The 16,334-nt window shown below is 61.1% G+C and carries 18 protein-coding genes; 12 read left to right on the top strand and 6 right to left on the bottom strand.

Features of this window, described 5'->3' with window-relative positions:
* Window positions 1-136 precede the first annotated feature (136 nt).
* On the bottom strand, window positions 137-1,450 hold the full coding sequence (locus VGU61_RS08155) for a hypothetical protein (protein ID WP_326858616.1): 1,314 nt from the start codon (window positions 1,448-1,450) through the stop codon (window positions 137-139).
* A gap of 269 nt (window positions 1,451-1,719) precedes the next feature.
* Here VGU61_RS08155 and VGU61_RS08150 point away from each other — a divergent pair, with 269 nt between their 5' ends.
* The 9 genes from VGU61_RS08150 to VGU61_RS08110 all read left to right on the top strand — a co-directional run bounded on the left by VGU61_RS08150 (window position 1,720) and on the right by VGU61_RS08110 (window position 9,260).
* A complete protein-coding gene (locus VGU61_RS08150) occupies window positions 1,720-2,400 on the top strand; it encodes a response regulator transcription factor (RefSeq protein ID WP_326858615.1) in 681 nt (226 codons plus the stop codon).
* Window positions 2,401-2,422: 22 nt separating this feature from the next.
* Window positions 2,423-3,787: an ATP-binding protein gene (locus VGU61_RS08145; protein WP_326858614.1), complete on the top strand. Its 1,365-nt coding sequence runs from the start codon at window positions 2,423-2,425 to the stop codon at window positions 3,785-3,787.
* A gap of 346 nt (window positions 3,788-4,133) precedes the next feature.
* Window positions 4,134-5,081, top strand: coding sequence for a fasciclin domain-containing protein (locus VGU61_RS08140; RefSeq protein WP_326858613.1), 948 nt, complete (start codon window positions 4,134-4,136; stop codon window positions 5,079-5,081).
* A 213-nt stretch (window positions 5,082-5,294) separates the two neighbouring features.
* Window positions 5,295-5,675: a carboxymuconolactone decarboxylase family protein gene (locus VGU61_RS08135; RefSeq protein WP_326858612.1), complete on the top strand. Its 381-nt coding sequence runs from the start codon at window positions 5,295-5,297 to the stop codon at window positions 5,673-5,675.
* 81 nt (window positions 5,676-5,756) lie between these two features.
* Entirely contained in the window at window positions 5,757-6,374 is a 618-nt protein-coding gene (locus tag VGU61_RS08130; protein ID WP_326858611.1) for a 3'-5' exonuclease, read from the top strand.
* 823 nt (window positions 6,375-7,197) lie between these two features.
* Window positions 7,198-7,587, top strand: coding sequence for a hypothetical protein (locus tag VGU61_RS08125; protein WP_326858610.1), 390 nt, complete (start codon window positions 7,198-7,200; stop codon window positions 7,585-7,587).
* A 203-nt stretch (window positions 7,588-7,790) separates the two neighbouring features.
* A complete protein-coding gene (locus VGU61_RS08120; protein ID WP_326858609.1) occupies window positions 7,791-8,183 on the top strand; it encodes a GNAT family N-acetyltransferase in 393 nt (130 codons plus the stop codon).
* Window positions 8,184-8,382: 199 nt separating this feature from the next.
* A complete protein-coding gene (locus VGU61_RS08115; protein WP_326858608.1) occupies window positions 8,383-8,595 on the top strand; it encodes a hypothetical protein in 213 nt (70 codons plus the stop codon).
* Between the two features lie 194 nt (window positions 8,596-8,789).
* Window positions 8,790-9,260: a GNAT family N-acetyltransferase gene (locus VGU61_RS08110; protein ID WP_326858607.1), complete on the top strand. Its 471-nt coding sequence runs from the start codon at window positions 8,790-8,792 to the stop codon at window positions 9,258-9,260.
* A 221-nt stretch (window positions 9,261-9,481) separates the two neighbouring features.
* On the opposite strand, the gene VGU61_RS08105 is transcribed toward VGU61_RS08110, so the two are convergent.
* Window positions 9,482-9,706 carry a DUF2798 domain-containing protein gene (locus VGU61_RS08105; protein WP_326858606.1) on the bottom strand — a complete coding sequence of 75 codons (225 nt, stop codon included), beginning with the start codon at window positions 9,704-9,706 and terminating at the stop codon, window positions 9,482-9,484.
* 50 nt (window positions 9,707-9,756) lie between these two features.
* On the bottom strand, window positions 9,757-10,248 hold the full coding sequence (locus VGU61_RS08100) for a DUF2938 domain-containing protein (RefSeq protein ID WP_326858605.1): 492 nt from the start codon (window positions 10,246-10,248) through the stop codon (window positions 9,757-9,759).
* An 81-nt stretch (window positions 10,249-10,329) separates the two neighbouring features.
* On the opposite strand from VGU61_RS08100, the gene VGU61_RS08095 reads away from it, so the two are divergent.
* Both VGU61_RS08095 and VGU61_RS08090 read left to right on the top strand, forming a co-directional pair.
* The gene (locus tag VGU61_RS08095; RefSeq protein WP_326858604.1) at window positions 10,330-10,803 is read left to right on the top strand and encodes a helix-turn-helix domain-containing protein; all 474 of its coding nucleotides are present in this window, start codon (window positions 10,330-10,332) and stop codon (window positions 10,801-10,803) included.
* A 51-nt stretch (window positions 10,804-10,854) separates the two neighbouring features.
* Window positions 10,855-11,337, top strand: coding sequence for an AAC(3)-I family aminoglycoside N-acetyltransferase (locus VGU61_RS08090; RefSeq protein WP_326858603.1), 483 nt, complete (start codon window positions 10,855-10,857; stop codon window positions 11,335-11,337).
* Between the two features lie 46 nt (window positions 11,338-11,383).
* Here the strand turns inward: VGU61_RS08090 and VGU61_RS08085 are convergent, their stop codons facing one another.
* Together VGU61_RS08085 and VGU61_RS08080 are read right to left on the bottom strand one after the other, a co-directional pair.
* Window positions 11,384-12,412, bottom strand: a complete 1,029-nt coding sequence (locus VGU61_RS08085; RefSeq protein ID WP_326858602.1) for a M28 family peptidase — start codon at window positions 12,410-12,412, stop codon at window positions 11,384-11,386.
* Window positions 12,409-13,224 (bottom strand): DUF2243 domain-containing protein, encoded by an 816-nt coding sequence (locus VGU61_RS08080; RefSeq protein ID WP_326858601.1) that lies wholly within the window; start codon window positions 13,222-13,224, stop codon window positions 12,409-12,411. The genes VGU61_RS08085 and VGU61_RS08080 overlap by 4 nt, the downstream gene beginning before the upstream one ends.
* 373 nt (window positions 13,225-13,597) lie before the next feature.
* On the opposite strand from VGU61_RS08080, the gene VGU61_RS08075 reads away from it, so the two are divergent.
* Complete coding sequence (locus VGU61_RS08075; RefSeq protein WP_326858600.1) at window positions 13,598-14,902, top strand: family 1 glycosylhydrolase; 1,305 nt, start codon at window positions 13,598-13,600, stop codon at window positions 14,900-14,902.
* 39 nt (window positions 14,903-14,941) lie between these two features.
* On the opposite strand, the gene VGU61_RS08070 is transcribed toward VGU61_RS08075, so the two are convergent.
* The gene (locus tag VGU61_RS08070; protein WP_326858599.1) at window positions 14,942-16,330 is read right to left on the bottom strand and encodes a sugar dehydrogenase; all 1,389 of its coding nucleotides are present in this window, start codon (window positions 16,328-16,330) and stop codon (window positions 14,942-14,944) included.
* Window positions 16,331-16,334 lie beyond the last annotated feature (4 nt).

Raw genomic sequence — 16,334 nt, 5'->3', positions numbered from 1 at the left:
CCGCATACCCGGCCACAATGCCAAGCAGGAGCAGGGCAGCGGCAGCCACGAGCATGATCCATCGTAATCGTCTTGACATCATCGTCAGGGCCGACCGGCAGGCCGGCCCCATATGCCTTGGTCCGATCCGGCCTGCTTATTTCAACCGGACGAAATCAACCGGCAGCGACGACTGGGGCACGGTGACAAATGCGTACTGGTTGATGACGGCCGCGATGCAGACCACGTTCGGCTCCGGATCGATGACGCGGTAACCGACTTCGATACGGTCGGGATTCGCCGCCTGCCGCACGACGTCGATGTTCAATCCGCCGCAGGGATTCGATTCCTGCCCGAGGAAGACGCCCAGCACCATCTTCCGCGAAAAGTCGATGGCGGGTGCCTGTGAAGCGCCGCGGGTATGCTCGTTCCACAATGCCAACCAGCTTGCCGCATCTCGCACGGTGACGAAGCGCTTTTCAGTGATGGCCGAGGCGAACACCGCGGGCGCCAGCCGTTCGAACGGAATCGCCTCGGGGGCGCAGGCTTCCCGGACACCGGCAGCGGCAGCAAGCCGGCTGCGGATCGCGCGCACCGTGGTCATCAAAGGTTCGCCGCCGGTGATCGCCGAATTGCAATTGAAGTCCAGCCGCTTCTTCTTGCCATCCTTCTCGATCTCGATCCACTCGCGGCCTTCGTCGGCGCAACCGGGGCAGCCGATGATCACGTCCGGCAAGGATGCGAACGAAGCAGCGATGGTGTCCCATTCTTTCGTCGACACCATGCCCCAGACGCCGCTTTCCGGCGTTGCGGATTCGCTCGCATGTTCGGCACGGAAGAGGGCACCGTCCTTCGCGATCTCGACCTCGCCTTCGCAATTGGTGCGGCACATGCCGAACCACCAGCCGCTGCGAACCAGCAGATCGCCCGCCTGGCGTGCCGGCGCTTTCACGAATTCGACGGGCAAGGTCGACTGCGGCAAAGTGATCAGCACCGCCGGGTTGGCGATGCTGGCGATGCAGGGCGTGCCCGCCGGCGGCGCGGATTCCCGGTAAGCGACCTCCAGCCGGGCCGGATTATGAAGCTGCTTCACCGATGCGACCGACACGGAATCGCAGGCGCCGCGGCTGCCGAGGAATACCGCGGCCACCATGTCTTTCGAAAAGTCGATCTTGGGCGCCGGCCGGTACACGATGCCGGGTCCCGCATGCGCATCCCACAACCGGTTCCATTCGTCCGGGTTGCGCGCCGTGGCTGTGCGTGGCTCGGTGATCGCGGAGATCGAGAGCGGGGGGGAAAGGATGCCGAAGGGAATGCCGATGTCGCCGGACGCCGCGAATTCGGGTGCGGGCGGAACCGGCGCGCCGTTGGCGGCCGCGCTGGCGCCGGGTGCGTTGCCGCCCCCGCCGCAGCCGGCAAGCAGGGTGGCTGAAGCCAGAAGGATGGCCTGGAGAAGTCGGGTTCTTATCATTTTTTCCTCGAAGATGAATGTGCCTGATGCCGGGACCGCGCCCGGATATTCACCAGGAAGTCCCCGATACCGCCCGGAGCTCCCTTGATAGCCCGGATCTTAGAGAGCTTCGCCGGCGAAATCTTCCCCGGACTGTGGGGAAGTTGTCATGAATTTGTACAGGCGCGAACAACGCCGAAATGTCATGAATCTGTACGCGTTTGTACCCAAATATCTCCGGCTGCATTTTCCGCATGGCCTCTTATACAATGCCGGCCAAGGAGAGAAAAATGTATCGATTGATGCTCGTCGAAGACGACAACAAGCTCGCGTCGCTGGTGGCCGAATATTTGGCCGGCTATGAGTTTTCCGTCGATATCGTGAGTCGCGGCGATGCGGCGCTGGCGCGCTTTCGCGATACACAGCCCGACGTGGTGGTGCTGGACCTGATGCTGCCCGGCCTGGACGGCATGCTGGTGTGCCGCCAGATCCGCGAGATCAGCAATGTGCCGATCCTGATCCTGACCGCCCGCGAGGATGTGTTCGATGAAGTGTCCGGGCTGGAGCAGGGCGCCGACGATTACATCAACAAGCCGGTGCAGCCGCGCGTGCTGCTCGCCCGCCTGCGCGCGTTGCTGCGCCGCGGCCAGGACAAACCCGCAACCGGCGACCTGTCGTTCGGCGCCTTTCGCGTATCGAAGGAGGACCGCATCGTGTTCTGGCGCGGGCAACCGGTCACGCTCAACAGCAGCGAGTACAAGCTGCTGCTGGTGCTGGCCGAATCCGCCGGACAGGTGTTGTCACGCAACGATATCCTGAAGAAAATGCGCGGCATCGAATTCGACGGCCTCGACCGCAGCATCGACAATTGCGTGTCGCGCCTGCGCCGCAAGTTCGACGATCCCGACGGGGAAAAGATCAAAACCGTATGGGGCGAGGGGTATCTCTTCAGCCCGTCCGCCTGGGACTGAGGAACGGCCGCAGCGCCAACCCATGAACCGCATCTTCTACCGGATCTTTCCGCTGATCGTGCTGGCCATCGCCGTCGCGGCGGTTGCCATCTACTTCCTGCTGAGCCGCCTGTTCGGCGACCCGCTGGAAGACATCGCCCGCAAGCAGGCCGCCGGTCCCATCTTCCTGCTTGAGCAATACATCGACCAGGCGCCGCCGGACGAATGGCTGGTGCGGCTGAACAAGGTCCGGGAAGTGTCCGGCCTCAGCCTGGAACTCGTTCCGCTCGACACCGCTCTGCCCGCGCTCGACGACGCCCGGCGCGGCGCGCTCCAGCGCGGCGACATCGTGCTCGACATCGCCGGCAAATCGCTGCTGCGCCGCGTCGATCTTGCCGGCGAACGCTATGTCGGCAGCGAAGCGGAGGTGCTGCATGTACGCAACCTGCCGATCGATGTCGGACTGGAAATCAAGATGGAAGCGCTGCGTTACCTTGTCGTCGCCTTGTGCGTGCTGGTACCGATCGCGCTCTGGTCGCGATCACACTGGCTGGAACTGCTGTCGCTGTCGCAGGTGGCGGACCGGTTCGGCGAAGGCAGGCTATCGGTCCGCGCCAGGACGAGGAAGACTTCCGGCCTGTATCCGCTCTCACAGCGCATGAACCAGATGGCCGAACGCATCGAAGGGTTGCTCGGCGCGCACCGGGACCTGCTGCATTCGGTCTCGCACGAGGTACGAACGCCCATCGCGCGCATCGAATTCAGCCTGGAATTGCTGCGCGATGCCGCCAGCGCCGACGAGCGCGAGAAGCGTATCCAGCTCATGGAAGACGACCTGCGCGAGCTCAATGCGCTCATCAACGAACTGTTGCAACTCACCCGCCTGGACCAGCCGCAGGCGGCGCAGGTACAGCGGTTTTCTCTCGCCGAGGCGCTGCACGACTGTGCCGCCCGGCTCGAACATGCTTTCGCCGGCAAGCGCTTCGTGCAAGAGCTGCCGGACGACCTCGGCGACATCGCCGGCGACCGCCGTCTGATCGCCCGAGCCGTCGGTAACCTGCTTGCCAACGGCGCAAAGTATGCGCAGCGTGAAGTCCGGCTGTCGGCAGCCTCGGCGCCGGGCAGGGACGGCGACTGGGTCGAGGTGGCAGTCGACGATGACGGCCCGGGCATCCCGCCCGACGCCCGCGAACGCATATTCGAACCCTTCTACCGGCTCGACCGCAGCCGCGATCGCACCACCGGTGGCTTTGGCCTCGGCCTGGCGATCGCGCGCAAGGCCGTTCAGCTGCACGGCGGCACGATCACTGTCGCCGACTCCCCGCTCGGCGGCGCAAAGTTCATCCTGCGCCTGCCGCGCGGCGTAGCGTCCGAGGCACGCTTAATCGAGACCGCCAGCCTGAATTAGCCGCTGCGCATCCAGGCCTCTTCCAGTTGCCTTTCTCAGGCGAAATTAGTATTTGACTATAACAAACGGAAAAGTATCGAGGCGTTGATGGAGAGGGTTTCTGCCAGTTTGCGCGCAAATACTGACAATGCAGCGGATATTTCATGCAATTTCGGCAATTCAAGGTGAAAATCAGATTTGAAAATTTACTTCTGACGAATACTTGTCCAAGACAAATAGGGTATTGTTTGAGGCAGATCAAGCGTTGGAAATCTCACCTTCCTACACTTGGCAGCACGCGGCAACACCGCTCCCAGACCTGAAACGGCTTTCCGCCCCCAGTCCTTTACCACTCCAGGAGACCAGCATGAAGTTCGAAAAATACCTTTTTGCGTTGCTGTCCGCGACGCTCATCACTGCATGCGGCGGCGATGACGACGATCCGGCGCCGGTAGCCGCCAGCACCATCGACAAGGTCGCCCAGGAGCGTGGCTTCAACGCCCTGCTGGCCGCGGCCACCAAGGCCGAACTGGGAGGAACCCTGTCGGATGCCAATGCCCGCCTGACGGTGTTTGCACCGACCGACGCCGCCTTCAACAGCCTGGCGACCAGCCTCGGCTTCAGCAACGCCACGGCCATGGTCAATGCGCTGCCGCCGGCCGCATTGCGCAACATCCTTACCTACCACGTGCTGCCAACCCGGAAACCTGCGTCCGAACTCGGCGCGACGGCGCAGTCCACTCAGACGACCAGCTACAGCTTCGCCGGACAGCCGGCCACGCTCCGGCTTGACAACCAGGGGGGCGTCAGGATCACCGACGCGGCGCTGACCACCGCCACCGTGACGGCGACGGATGTCGCCGCGAGCAACGGCGTTATCCATGCAGTCGACAAGGTGCTGGTTCCGCCCGGCGTGCTGAACGTCGTGCAGATGGCCCAAGTCAATCCGCAGTTCTCGTCGCTGGTGGGCGCGGTTGTCAGCGCGAACCTCCAGGGCACGCTGTCCGGCGCCGGCCCGTTCACTGTCTTCGCGCCGACCAACGCCGCCTTCGCCGCCGCGCCGACCGGTCTGACGACGCCGCAGCTGACCACGGTGCTTACCTACCACGTGCTCGGCTCGCAAGTGCTCGCCGCCCAGATCCCATTCGGCACCCCGGTGACGACCGTGGCCAGCCAGCCGATCACCATCAATGCCGGCACGCCGCCGACCATCACCGACACGACAGCAACCCGGGCACGCATTAACGCAACCGATGTCCGCGCCAGCAACGGCGTCATCCACGTGATCGATAAGGTATTGATACCTGCCCTGTAATCTCCGGCAGTTCGCCGCTCCTCCGTCCGGTTTCCGGACTTTGCCCCCGCCACGGATGCCCATGCCGTCGCGGGGGCTTTTTTCGCCGTTCGCCAGCGGCGGCTATACTTTCGGACCGCTGCTTCCTCCGTCCGGCAAGGCCTTCCCGGAGGATGCAAATCCGGCAACTCGCCGGCAACGTGATTGACCAACCCATCGACCAAGGACACCACCATGGATCAGCAATTCGAAGACGGCCTGAAGATGCGCAAGCAGGTAATGGGCGAAGAATTCGTCGAAAAAGCCTTCGGCACCGCGACTGACGTCACCATGCCGCTGCAGGAATTTGTCACCCGCAATGCATGGGGAACGGTCTGGTGCCGAGACGGCCTCGACCTCAAAACCCGCAGCCTGATCACCCTGTCAATGCTCACCGCGCTCGGCCGCACGCAGGAATTGAAAGGCCATCTGCGCGGCGCGGTCAACAATGGCGCCAGCCTGAAAGAAATCCAGGAAGTGCTGCTGCACGCAGCCGTCTACTGCGGCGCGCCGCTCGCGGTGGACGCATTCCGGGCGGCCGGAGAAGTGCTCACGGAACTCGGCGTCGAGAAATAGTTCCAAGCGGATAGCGCGGCACCTGCCCCCGGCGAACCGACCCCGCCGCGCTCCATCGACAAGCACTCCTGAAAGCAATACATGTTCGACCAACCGATCGTCATGATCGACTTTGAAACCACCGGCATGAGCCCGGTCATGGGCGACCGCATCACCGAAGTCGCCGCCCTGCGCATCGCCGACGGCAAGATCGTCGACCGCTACGTCTCGCTGGTCAATTGCGGCGTACGGGTGCCTTCCTTCATCACCCAGCTCACCGGCATCACCCAGCGCATGGTCGACACCGCCCCCTGCGTATCGAAAGTGGTCCCGGAACTGCTGCGCTTCATCGGCAACGACGCACTGTCGGCGCACAACGCCAGCTTCGACGAACGCTTCCTGCAGGCCGAAAGCCGCCAGCTCGGCCTGCAACCCGGGCACGAGCGCCTGATATGCTCGCTGAAGCTATCGCGGCGGATATTTCCGGGGATGCACAGCTACAAGCTGTCCGCACTGTCCTCATCGCTGGGCATCCGCTTCCAGGGCAGCGCCCACCGCGCCGAAGCCGACGCGGAGGTCAGCGCGCAACTGCTGATGCATATCGGCGACCATCTCGGCAAAACCTACGGCGTGCCGCGCATTGCGCCGGCACTGCTGGATCGCGTCAACCGTGTCAGCGCGGCGAAGGTGCCGGGCTTGCTGCAGAGGGAATTCGCCTGACTCGGGCCATGCAGTGGCGCAACCCGCTGATTTTCATTATCTCTCCCTGCCTTATCCCTAATTTCCCCGTGTACTGAAGCCGAGAAGCATCCAGCATCTAACGCTGGATAGCTCCGGCTCATCGTGCGCATCTCGTAAAGCGAAGAAGCGTCCAGGTTTTCGCCAGTCCCATATCCACAAGATGGTGTAAGTCATGGAAGCCGATGTACTATCTTGTCCAAATCCACATTCATGCGCATAGTAAATATGGTCATTTGTAAATATGTTCAAAATGAAGTGGCTGGTTAACTAAACCGATAGGGGCGTCCCATCAGCGTGCTTCGTCCGCCTACTGTCTGTCGGACAGTTCATCATGAGGGGGAAGGGGTGTGTGGAATAAAGCAGGCAGAATAATTGTTGCAATTGCCGGAATTTTTCTAATCACTGTACTGGGCTTTACTGCAATACGAGACCCAAGCGCAGCTGTCATTTCGAAGTTGCTTATGGCAGTTTCGGTTACTGCTGTTTTATATATAGACCTCAGTCGTAAAGCGGATGCAACTAAAACAAGAAATCGCCCGGCCAAGACCATAATCATTGGGATAGTGCTCGGGCTCAGCCTACCATTGCTACTTCTCGCATTGATAATGGCAATCGTCCGGACGTGAGCTACTTGGAGAACATATGGCACTTTATATTCGCGTCCATCAAAGAAGATCCTTATGACACAACAATTTGTTGATGCGAATCCCGACATGCGACCGCACACTGTCAGCCGCTGCGCGGTTGCACTGCGACATGACACATTAAAGCCCCCGTTCTTCCGGATACGGGAGGTGCAGCAATGAATGGATATTTTATTGCTGCAGCAGTTCTTGCATTTGCCATTGGCCTAATTCACTCAATGCTCGGCGAGCGACTCATATTCGGGCGCATGCGATCAACCGGTTTCATCCCAACCAGCGGCGGCTCAGCCTTGCGCGAGCCGCACGTACGCATTCTTTGGGCAAGTTGGCACGTGGTCACGGTACTGGGCTGGTGCATGGCGGCGACACTGGCTTGGATGGCGATTCCATCATCAAGCCAGCCGATCTTGCCCTTTATCGGCGAAGCCATTATCGCCGCCATGCTTGCCAGTTCACTTCTGGTTTTCGTCGGCACCAGGGGCAAGCATCCTGGATGGATGGGCTTGCTTGGAGTGGCCGTTCTCGCGGCCATGGGGCTGTATGCGTAAGCGTGCGGGAACCTGAAGGGACGCCAAAGCGTTCTACTGCAAGTAGCGTTCCCTGGCGGGCCGGACTACAACGCTTATGTGAAGTATCGAGTGTCAATTGAATAAAATTACGCGCACGTCAATTAGCTGCAGTCCAATGACAATCTCTTTCACTTTCGTACGATGCAAATATGATGCGTCAGTTAACTTGAATGTTAAATGCCATGGAAATTCGTGACGTTAAGCCTTTCGAAATTGAGCCTGTCCGCCAGTTTCTATGCGCTAATGGTTGGGCACATCGCGTAGGAAATGCTGACGAGTTCGCGGCGCTTGTTCGGGCTAGTCAGCGAACGGCAGTTGCCATCGGCCCTGCCGGCGAAGTGCTAGGCTTCGCACGCGCTATTACGGACGGCATGTCGAATGGCTACCTTTCAATGGTCGCCGTGTCTCCATTTCAGCGCCGCAAAGGTATTGGCCGGCGCTTGGTTGGGCACATCATTGGCTCAAATTCGGACATCACCTGGGTTTTGCGCGCGGGGCGAGACGGGGCTTCCGAGTTTTTTGAAGCTTTGGGATTTACCGTCTCGACCATCGCCATGGAGCGATCCCGTGCATAGCCTGGCATTTCACCTTTGCATCAAGAGCCCCTGCATGCGGGTGCCCTGCAAGCGCAAACCGGGAAGACGTCAGGCGATGCAGGGAAATATTGCAAGATAGATGAATCCATCATTCTTGAAGTGGGAAAGAACATGTTGACGTTTGAGCGTAACGATTGGTTCGGGCTCAAGCATCAATCATATTTGCAGGGAGATAGAAATGAAGTGGCTGCTCGTGGTAATCATGATGAACACTCCGGTCAAAACAGACCTGGTATTCGATACCCTGTCCGACTGCCTTGCTGCTGAAACGCAAATGAAGAAGGAATGGACGGAGCAATATAGCCAGGCGCAAAAATCCGGCGCCTCCAAAGAGACACTGGGCTATATGAGTTCGCAAATGACCAAAGGCACATGCATGCCGTCGAAGTAACCGGCATGGCACTGCCTCCCGGCCGCTGGGTCACCGGGTGGGTACTTGTTGCCACATTCCGGGCGGCGCCATGGTGAAGCGCGGCTTCGTTCATGGGGCATTTGGCTGGAGTGCGAACCAGAAATGGTTAGCCTGTCGCTCGAGCGCTGATAGCACTACACGCTTCAATTTCACCAAACGTTAATGCACTGACCATGCCCAAGCGTTTTTCAGTCGAGCCGCTCGCACGCCATCCGCAGGCTATTCCGGTTTTATGCGAGTGGTTCGAGGCCGAATGGCCGTCATACTACGGTCGGGGCGGGCCAGGGTGTGCACATCACGACCTCCATGCATATGCGAATCAAGGCAGCCTGCCGGTCGGGGTTGTCGCGTTCGACACCGGCAAGGTCTGCGGTGTTGCGGCGCTGAAGGCGGAGTCGATTGCAAGCCATAAACACCTCCTGCCGTGGGCCGCCGCCGGATGCGTCCATCCATCACTGCGCGGACAGGGTATTGGCCGTCTGCTTCTGATCGCCCTTGAGGAAGAAGCACGCAATCTGGGATTTGATCGCATCTATTGCGGCACGAGCACGGCGCAGAGCCTCCTGCAAAGATGTGACTGGCAACTGATCGAAAGCGTCGATCACGAGGGCGCGCGCCTCGGCATCTATCGTAAGGCACTCTAAGCGGATCTCTTCGGGGGGGGGGCAAGGACACATGGCCCATGCCGCTCACGGCAAATGCCAGCCGGGTTGCGGCAAGAGTTTCCACCATGACCGCCATCGTAATCATCAACGTGGTGCGCCATCGTTCATGAAGTCAGTCAACGTCAATATCTGCGTCGCTTCGCCGAAGCGGGTGGCACTGCGCAGCACTGTGGCAGACTTCCGCGACAATCAACCGAAGGTCATGCCGTGATACGTCCGACAATTCTTCGCACCCACGGCGCGACCACGGCGACCGTCGGAAAAGCGACCGGCCATGTCGTCATGCAGCTTTTGAGCCATTGCGCGGGAAGGCCGGGATGAATTCCCTGCGACGTGATGAGGACGAAAGCCGAGACGATGCAGACCATGATGGCCGAGAGCAGGGCGCTGAAAGCAATGGGTGCGAAGCGGGCTGGAATACGCATGTCATTCTCCTGTATGGGTGATGGTTGAACGGGTGCTGCGTCGACCGGCTTCATGCCGGGTAGAGGAAATGGGCAACCCATCCCGCCCCGTAGAGGCCGATGCCGAATATCGTGTGGGTGATGATGCTCTGCAGCCGGGCGGCGCCCGGGCGCGGTGTGCGCGAGGCGGCGACGCCGGCGCCCATTCCGGGTTGCATTAAAAAGAAAGGGGCCGCCACCGTGCCGATGCCGACGATCAGGGCGGGATGGAGGGTCGGATGCTGCACCCATGCGAGTCCCCAGATGCCGATCAGCAATGCGGCGAAGGCGATGCCGATCAGGTAATGGGCGGCCCAGCCGATCAGACGTTCATTCGGCATTGGCGGTGAGGCGGCAATGGATGCATGGTGAAACCTTCCGCTTGGCATGTGGGCCAGCCAGCGCCCCACGAGGCCGTAGTCCGGCGGCGCGATGCCGAGCAGCGGTTTGCGCGCGATGCCCCACAAATCCATCACTGCGGTGCCGCCGATTCCGATGATCAATACGAGTACCAGGTAATCCATGATTTCCTCCGGATGTTTGCGTTCATTGATAACTGCTGGTAGCGTACAACTTCAAGTCAACTTGAAGTCAAGGGGAAAAATATGGACATTTCCGAAGTGGCGCAGCGGTCGGGTGTTCCCGCTTCGACCTTGCGTTTCTACGAAGAGAAGGGCTTGATCGTTTCTGTCGGCAGGCGAGGGCTGCGCCGCCTGTTCTCCCCGGATGTGCTCGAACGGCTGGCGTTGATCGCGCTGGGGCGTTCGGCAGGCTTTTCGTTGGACGAGATCGCCCGCATGTTCGCCCCGGACGGACTGCCGCAGATCGATCGGAAAATGCTTGCCGGAAAGGCAGACGAGATTGACAGGACAATCCGCAAGTTGAGTGCCGTGCGCGACGGCTTGCGGCATGCCGCCGTGTGTCCCGCGCCAAGCCACATGGAATGTCCGACCTTCCGGCGCCTGCTGGGCATCGAGGCCTCCGCGGCTGCCGGCGCGGGCGGCAGGAAGGCGTCGCCGGGAAGGCAGGGCCCGGATAAAACGGTGCCGATCCGCCGGCACAAGCGAGCCGTCGCCTGAGCTTGTTCAGCGTTTGCAAGATGCAACGATCACTTTTTGCGGGAGATATCCGTGACTGCCTCGAATTCCTTCACTGTCCGCCGGCTTGCCCACGATGACATCGCCTTGATGGAAGGCATGCTGACGACCTTCGGCGAGGCGTTCAATGAGATGGCGACTTATGGCGGGAGCCGGCCCGGCGCCGCATATCAGCGGCGTCTGCTCGGAAGCGATTACTTCATTGCGCTCGTTGCCTTGAAAGGAGGCGAGGTCGTGGGCGGCATTGCCGCATACGAACTGAAGAAGTTCGAGCAGGAGCGCAGCGAAATCTATCTCTACGACCTGGCGGTGTCGGCGGCGCACCGGCGTGAAGGCATCGCCACGGCGTTGATACAAGAACTCAAGGCGATCGCGGCGGAACGCGGCGCCTATGTCATTTTCGTGCAGGCGGATCACGGTGATGATCCGGCCATTGCGCTGTACACGAAACTGGGCATTCGCGAGGATGTGCTGCACTTCGATATTCCGATCGACGGGCGCAAAGGCGCGGAATAGGTGCCGATGGCAAATGATGCAGCAGCCGCACGTTCCTGCACCGGCGCTATCGCGCCCCTGCCAGCTCGCGCACGATCGCTTCGATGCCCTTGACCACTCGCGCCGTACGTTCATAGTCGATCTTGTCCGGCGTGTCCTGCGCGGTATGGTAATGCGGATAGCGATAGGGCGCGGTGTCGGTGATCATGATGGCCGGATAGCCATATTGCCGGTAGGCCCAGTGGTCCGACCAGTCGATGCCCGGTATTGCCGACGGCGCGGCGATGCCTTCGGACGGAAAGGCCGCATGCCTGCGGAACGCGGCAATAGCCTGGTGCACCAGCGCCCGCGAACCGATGTCGCCGACGAAGCCGATGAAATTGCCCGCATCCGGATAAAGTGCATCCAGCGGCGGCGGGTAGTGCTGGCTGCCTTTTTCATCCGAGTAATAGCCGATCGTTTCCAGCGACAGCATGGCCGTTACCCTGCGCCCGCGTGATTTCAGGTCGCGTGCATGCACATGGCTGCCCATCTGCTCGGTCTTGAAGTAGGGCGGCTCTTCATTGACGAACAGCACCAGCTTCAATTCCTTTTTATCCGGCAGCGCCGCGTCCTTCAGCAAGCGAGCGAGTTCGATCACTGCCGCCGTGCCGGTGCCATTGTCATTGGCGCCCGGCGCACCGATGACCGAGTCGTAGTGCGCGCCGATCACGATGATGTCCCGTTGCGCTTCCGTGCCTTTGCCGGCGATGGATACTTCCAGGTTGCGCACCGGCTTGCCATCCGCCTTGAATTCCTGGCTCCTTACCGTAAGGCCATAGCCTGTCAGCGTACGGTCGATGTAGCGCGCCGCTTCCTCCAGTGCCCGATGATGGACGACGTTGTGCTCCACGCTTGCGATCGCCGTGACATGCGTGCGCAGCCGGGCGGCAAGGTCCCGTTCCTCCGCCGTCCATGCGGGCAGCGGTCCCTTGTGCGATACGCCAGGCATCGCCGCGATGGCGGCCAGCCCGCCGCCTGCCAGCGCAACCATCCCGAGCACCGGTGCCAGGATGGCGCCGCCCATGCCGGCGAGCCGCCTGAAAAAGGGCTTCATATCGTCCCTTCCGGGCGCCTTGTAGACAGGAAGCTCGCGCATCCCGCCGGCAGCAGGGTGCCGCTGACGAATATCGCGCCGTGGCGGTAAAACGCACTGGCGTTGCTGTTTTTGCCGAGTGCGAATACCCACACATCGCCGCGTGCGCTGTTCCAGACGATGCGCGCGTCGTTCTGTTCCAGCGCCGCGAGCAACTGTGCCGGCGATGCTCCCGGCCGCAGCAGTACAGTGGCGGTCGGCATGAGATCCGCACTCGAAGGCGGCAGCGCGCTGGCCGCGGCGCCGGCGGCCGTGATGGCCGCGAGGATGGATGCGATGGTGCCGCCCCTGCCTTCGGTCAGGCCGGCACGACGCCGCAACGCTATCCCGGCAATGATGAACAGGATGCCGAATACCGCAAACCAGAGCAGGTCCCAGAACAACGGATTCGGTGAATCCATGCGGATGCGATGGATGCCGGTCAGCCAGTGCGACAACACCGCATCCACCACGTGCCACGCGCCGAAACCGATCAGGGCATTGGCGATCAGCAGACGGCCCGACCCGTTGCGCGCCAGCCAGGTGCGGGAGCGGATCATCATCCAGATACCGATCAAGGCGATCACGTACATTGCGGCATGGAACAGACCGTCGGCCAATACCTGCATGCGCAGGTCGCCGAATGGTGCACGGTCGACGGCGCTCAGCAGATGATGCCACTGCAGGACCTGGTGCAGCAGGATGCCGTCGAAGAAACCGCCGAGGGCAAAGCCGGTCAGGTAGCCCGCCTTGTTGAAGATGCGTCGTTCTAATGCGGATGGCAGGGTGTGCATGTGTTTCCTTCACTCGGGCAGGACTTGTACCGGGACCCGGTTAAGCTAAAGGAAAAGCCCCTTCCCCCTTGCAGGGGGCGTAGCATGAATTCGGACAGCATGCTGTCCGCCTGCGTAGCGGGTTGCCCGTAAGGGCAATCCTCTTGGTTGGGATGGGGCGTCCCTGGCCCTCCCCCTGACAGGGAGGGGACCTTGCGGTGAAAGCCTACAACGCGGAGTCTCTATGCGTTTGTCCTATCCGGCACGACGAAATTCAATTTCATTCTTACAAAGCCCCATCAACACCCGCTCCGTTCCATCTTGAAACTTAACAAGCCATGAACAGTCCTCCCTTTATGCACGATCCGACGCGCACCTCGTGAAAGGCGCCACCATGTTCCCCGGATTCATATTTGCCACAGGCATTGAAAACAGCATCCCCACCATCCAGGGCGGCAGGGTGCGCATGGACGAGATGGAAAAGTGCGGTCACTACCGGCACTGGCGAACCGATTTCGACCTTGTTGAACAGATGGGCATCAGCTTCCTGCGTTATGGACCGCCGCTGCACCTGACGCTGCTCGGCCCCGAGCGCTACGACTGGTCATTCACCGATGCAACCTTCATGGAATTAAAGCGGCGCAATATTGCGCCCATCGTCGATCTCTGCCATTTCGGCCTGCCCGACTGGCTGGGCAATTTCCAGAATCCGGATTTTCCCCGCATCTTCTGCCGTTATGCGCAGGCATTCGCGCATCGCTATCCATGGGTGCAGCTTTACACGCCGGTCAACGAGATGTTCATCTGCGCCGTGTTTTCCGCGCTGTACGGCTGGTGGAACGAGCAGCTGAAGGATGATCGCGCATTCGTCACCGCGCTCAAGCACATCGTCAAGGCCAATGTGCTGGCCATGCAGGCAGTGCTGAGGGTGCGGCCGGATGCCCTGTTCGTCCAGAGCGAATCGTCCGAGTATTACCACGCTGAAAACCCGGCGGCGATCAAGCCGGCGGAGTTGATGAATGCGCGCCGCTTCCTGTCGCTGGACCTGAATTACGGCCGCCGCCTCGATTCGGAGATGTACGAGTATGTGCTCGACAACGGCATGACGCGCGATGAGTATCACTTCTTCCTGCGCAACAACATGAAGCACCATTGCATCATGGGTAACGACTATTACGCCACCAACGAGCACCTGGTGTCAGCCGATGGCCATTCGCGTGCATCCGGCGAAATATTCGGCTACTCCGTCATTACCCATCAGTATCACGATCGCTACCGGTTGCCCGTGATGCATACTGAGACCAACCGCGTCGAAGGCCCGCACGGCGATGAAGCGGTGTTCTGGTTGCGCAAGGAATGGGCGAACGTACTGCGGGTGCGCAACGACGGGGTGCCGGTGGTCGGCTTCACCTGGTACTCGCTGACGGACCAGGTCGACTGGGATACCGCACTGCGCGAGGACAACGGCAATGTCAATGCACTCGGGCTTTATGACCTCGACCGCAACATTCGGGCCGTCGGTACTGCTTATTGCCAGCTCATCCGCGACTGGCGCCAGGTGCTGCCGACGCAGAGCGTCTGCCTGCAGGTGCCGGTCGTGATGCCGGCCGACTATGACGAACCCTGGGCGAAGAGAAGCCGCGAGCACGCCTACCGCACCCGCAAGGCGATCGACCTCGCGCTGGAAGAAGCGAAGTAGCGCGGCGGATCGCAGCGCCTCTTCGGGCAATGCAGCCTGCTATGACAGTGGGTAGAGCTGGTAAATGGCGCCCGCGAAGTCGTCCGAGATCAGCAGGTTGCCCCGACCGTCCGGGATCGCATCCACCGGGCGGCCCCAGTAGCCACCACTGCGCGGATTGGGCACGAAGCCGGTGACGAGGTCCATCGCCGCGCCGGCATTGCCGTTGCCGTCGAATGGAAAGTACACCACCTTGTAACCCGAACTCAGATTGGTGCAGTTCCAGCACCCATGCAGCGCCACCGCCGCGCCTTGCCGGTAATTTTCCGGCAGGTTGCTGTCGTGCAGGAAGCTGAAGCCCAGCGGGGCGGAATGCGCCTGTATGCCTTTCGAGGGGCGGTCCACCCTGCTGCAATCCAGCATGCCGCCATCGGCATTGGTGTCGAAGTCGCGCACCATTGCAAGGTTCGCCATGCCTTCCGCCGGCACCGGATTGCAGAACGGCCAGCCATAGTTGGCCCCATCGCGCACGGCGGTGAAGGGCTCCGGCGGGTTGTCGTCCACGTAGCGCGGTATCAACTTGCCGAGATCGCCGGAACCGTCGCCATCGACATCCGCATCCACCGGCACCCGCACCTGGTCCCGATTGTTGACGGCAACCCACAGCGTGTTGGTGCCGGGAATGACATCCAGCCCTACCGCATTGCGCAGGCCGCGTGCAAACAGGCGGCCATTGCCGCCGTCCGCGTTGTATTGATAGATCGCGCCGCGCACCGGATCGCTTACCGTATCCTCCGCGCACGCGTTGCAGGCCGAGCCGATCGACACATACAACCTGCCATCGCCGCCGATGGCGATGTTCTTCAGTTCATGGCCGTAATTGCCGCCCAGTTCGGTATTGGAAGAATCGGGAAGATTGTCGACCACGATCTGCGTGCCTGAGATCGCGGTTTCGCCCGCGCGGTATACATGACGCGTGATCCGATGCGACTCCGCAACATACAAATAGGTGGTGTCGCCGATACGGTGAAACACCATGTCATGCGGCTTGCGCAAGCCGGATGCGAAATCGAATTGCTCCGGCGGTGCGCCAGGCCGCTCGCGCAACAGAACGATCCGACCTTCGTTCGGCACCGACAACAGCACATCGCCATTCGGCGCAAGCGCCATGAATCGTGCCGCCGGCACCCGCGCCCACACGCGGATACCGAAGTCGGGCGGCACGGTCAACCTGCGGGGTTGCAAAAACACGCCTTCCGACAGCGCGGCAGACACTTCCAAAGTGCGCTCGACGCTGGCCGCCAGCGACGGCATACCGGTCGCTCCGGTCGGCGCCGGGTCTCCGCCGCCACCACCCCCGCCACCGCACGACGTCGTCAGTACGGCAAGCGAAACGGTGAGTGCGTAAGCAGGTCGGCGGAGACATCGGGGATATATGCTGTTGTTCATGACA

The organism is Noviherbaspirillum sp. (assembly GCF_035944575.1).
GTDB lineage: Bacteria > Pseudomonadota > Gammaproteobacteria > Burkholderiales > Burkholderiaceae_D > Noviherbaspirillum.
Note: the sequence above shows the minus strand (reverse complement) of the source record. Positions and strands in the feature narration are given on the sequence as shown.

Bases quoted from the DNA above. Each gene is read 5' to 3' on its own strand.
- VGU61_RS08155 (WP_326858616.1), bottom strand. From the start codon at position 1,450: ATGATAAGAACCCGACTTCTCCAGGCCATCCTTCTGGCTTCAGCCACC.
- VGU61_RS08150 (WP_326858615.1), top strand. From the start codon at position 1,720: ATGTATCGATTGATGCTCGTCGAAGACGACAACAAGCTCGCGTCGCTG.
- VGU61_RS08145 (WP_326858614.1), top strand. From the start codon at position 2,423: ATGAACCGCATCTTCTACCGGATCTTTCCGCTGATCGTGCTGGCCATC.
- VGU61_RS08140 (WP_326858613.1), top strand. From the start codon at position 4,134: ATGAAGTTCGAAAAATACCTTTTTGCGTTGCTGTCCGCGACGCTCATC.
- VGU61_RS08135 (WP_326858612.1), top strand. From the start codon at position 5,295: ATGGATCAGCAATTCGAAGACGGCCTGAAGATGCGCAAGCAGGTAATG.
- VGU61_RS08130 (WP_326858611.1), top strand. From the start codon at position 5,757: ATGTTCGACCAACCGATCGTCATGATCGACTTTGAAACCACCGGCATG.
- VGU61_RS08125 (WP_326858610.1), top strand. From the start codon at position 7,198: ATGAATGGATATTTTATTGCTGCAGCAGTTCTTGCATTTGCCATTGGC.
- VGU61_RS08120 (WP_326858609.1), top strand. From the start codon at position 7,791: ATGGAAATTCGTGACGTTAAGCCTTTCGAAATTGAGCCTGTCCGCCAG.
- VGU61_RS08115 (WP_326858608.1), top strand. From the start codon at position 8,383: ATGAAGTGGCTGCTCGTGGTAATCATGATGAACACTCCGGTCAAAACA.
- VGU61_RS08110 (WP_326858607.1), top strand. From the start codon at position 8,790: ATGCCCAAGCGTTTTTCAGTCGAGCCGCTCGCACGCCATCCGCAGGCT.
- VGU61_RS08105 (WP_326858606.1), bottom strand. From the start codon at position 9,706: ATGCGTATTCCAGCCCGCTTCGCACCCATTGCTTTCAGCGCCCTGCTC.
- VGU61_RS08100 (WP_326858605.1), bottom strand. From the start codon at position 10,248: ATGGATTACCTGGTACTCGTATTGATCATCGGAATCGGCGGCACCGCA.
- VGU61_RS08095 (WP_326858604.1), top strand. From the start codon at position 10,330: ATGGACATTTCCGAAGTGGCGCAGCGGTCGGGTGTTCCCGCTTCGACC.
- VGU61_RS08085 (WP_326858602.1), bottom strand. From the start codon at position 12,412: ATGAAGCCCTTTTTCAGGCGGCTCGCCGGCATGGGCGGCGCCATCCTG.
- VGU61_RS08080 (WP_326858601.1), bottom strand. From the start codon at position 13,224: ATGCACACCCTGCCATCCGCATTAGAACGACGCATCTTCAACAAGGCG.
- VGU61_RS08075 (WP_326858600.1), top strand. From the start codon at position 13,598: ATGTTCCCCGGATTCATATTTGCCACAGGCATTGAAAACAGCATCCCC.
- VGU61_RS08070 (WP_326858599.1), bottom strand. From the start codon at position 16,330: ATGAACAACAGCATATATCCCCGATGTCTCCGCCGACCTGCTTACGCA.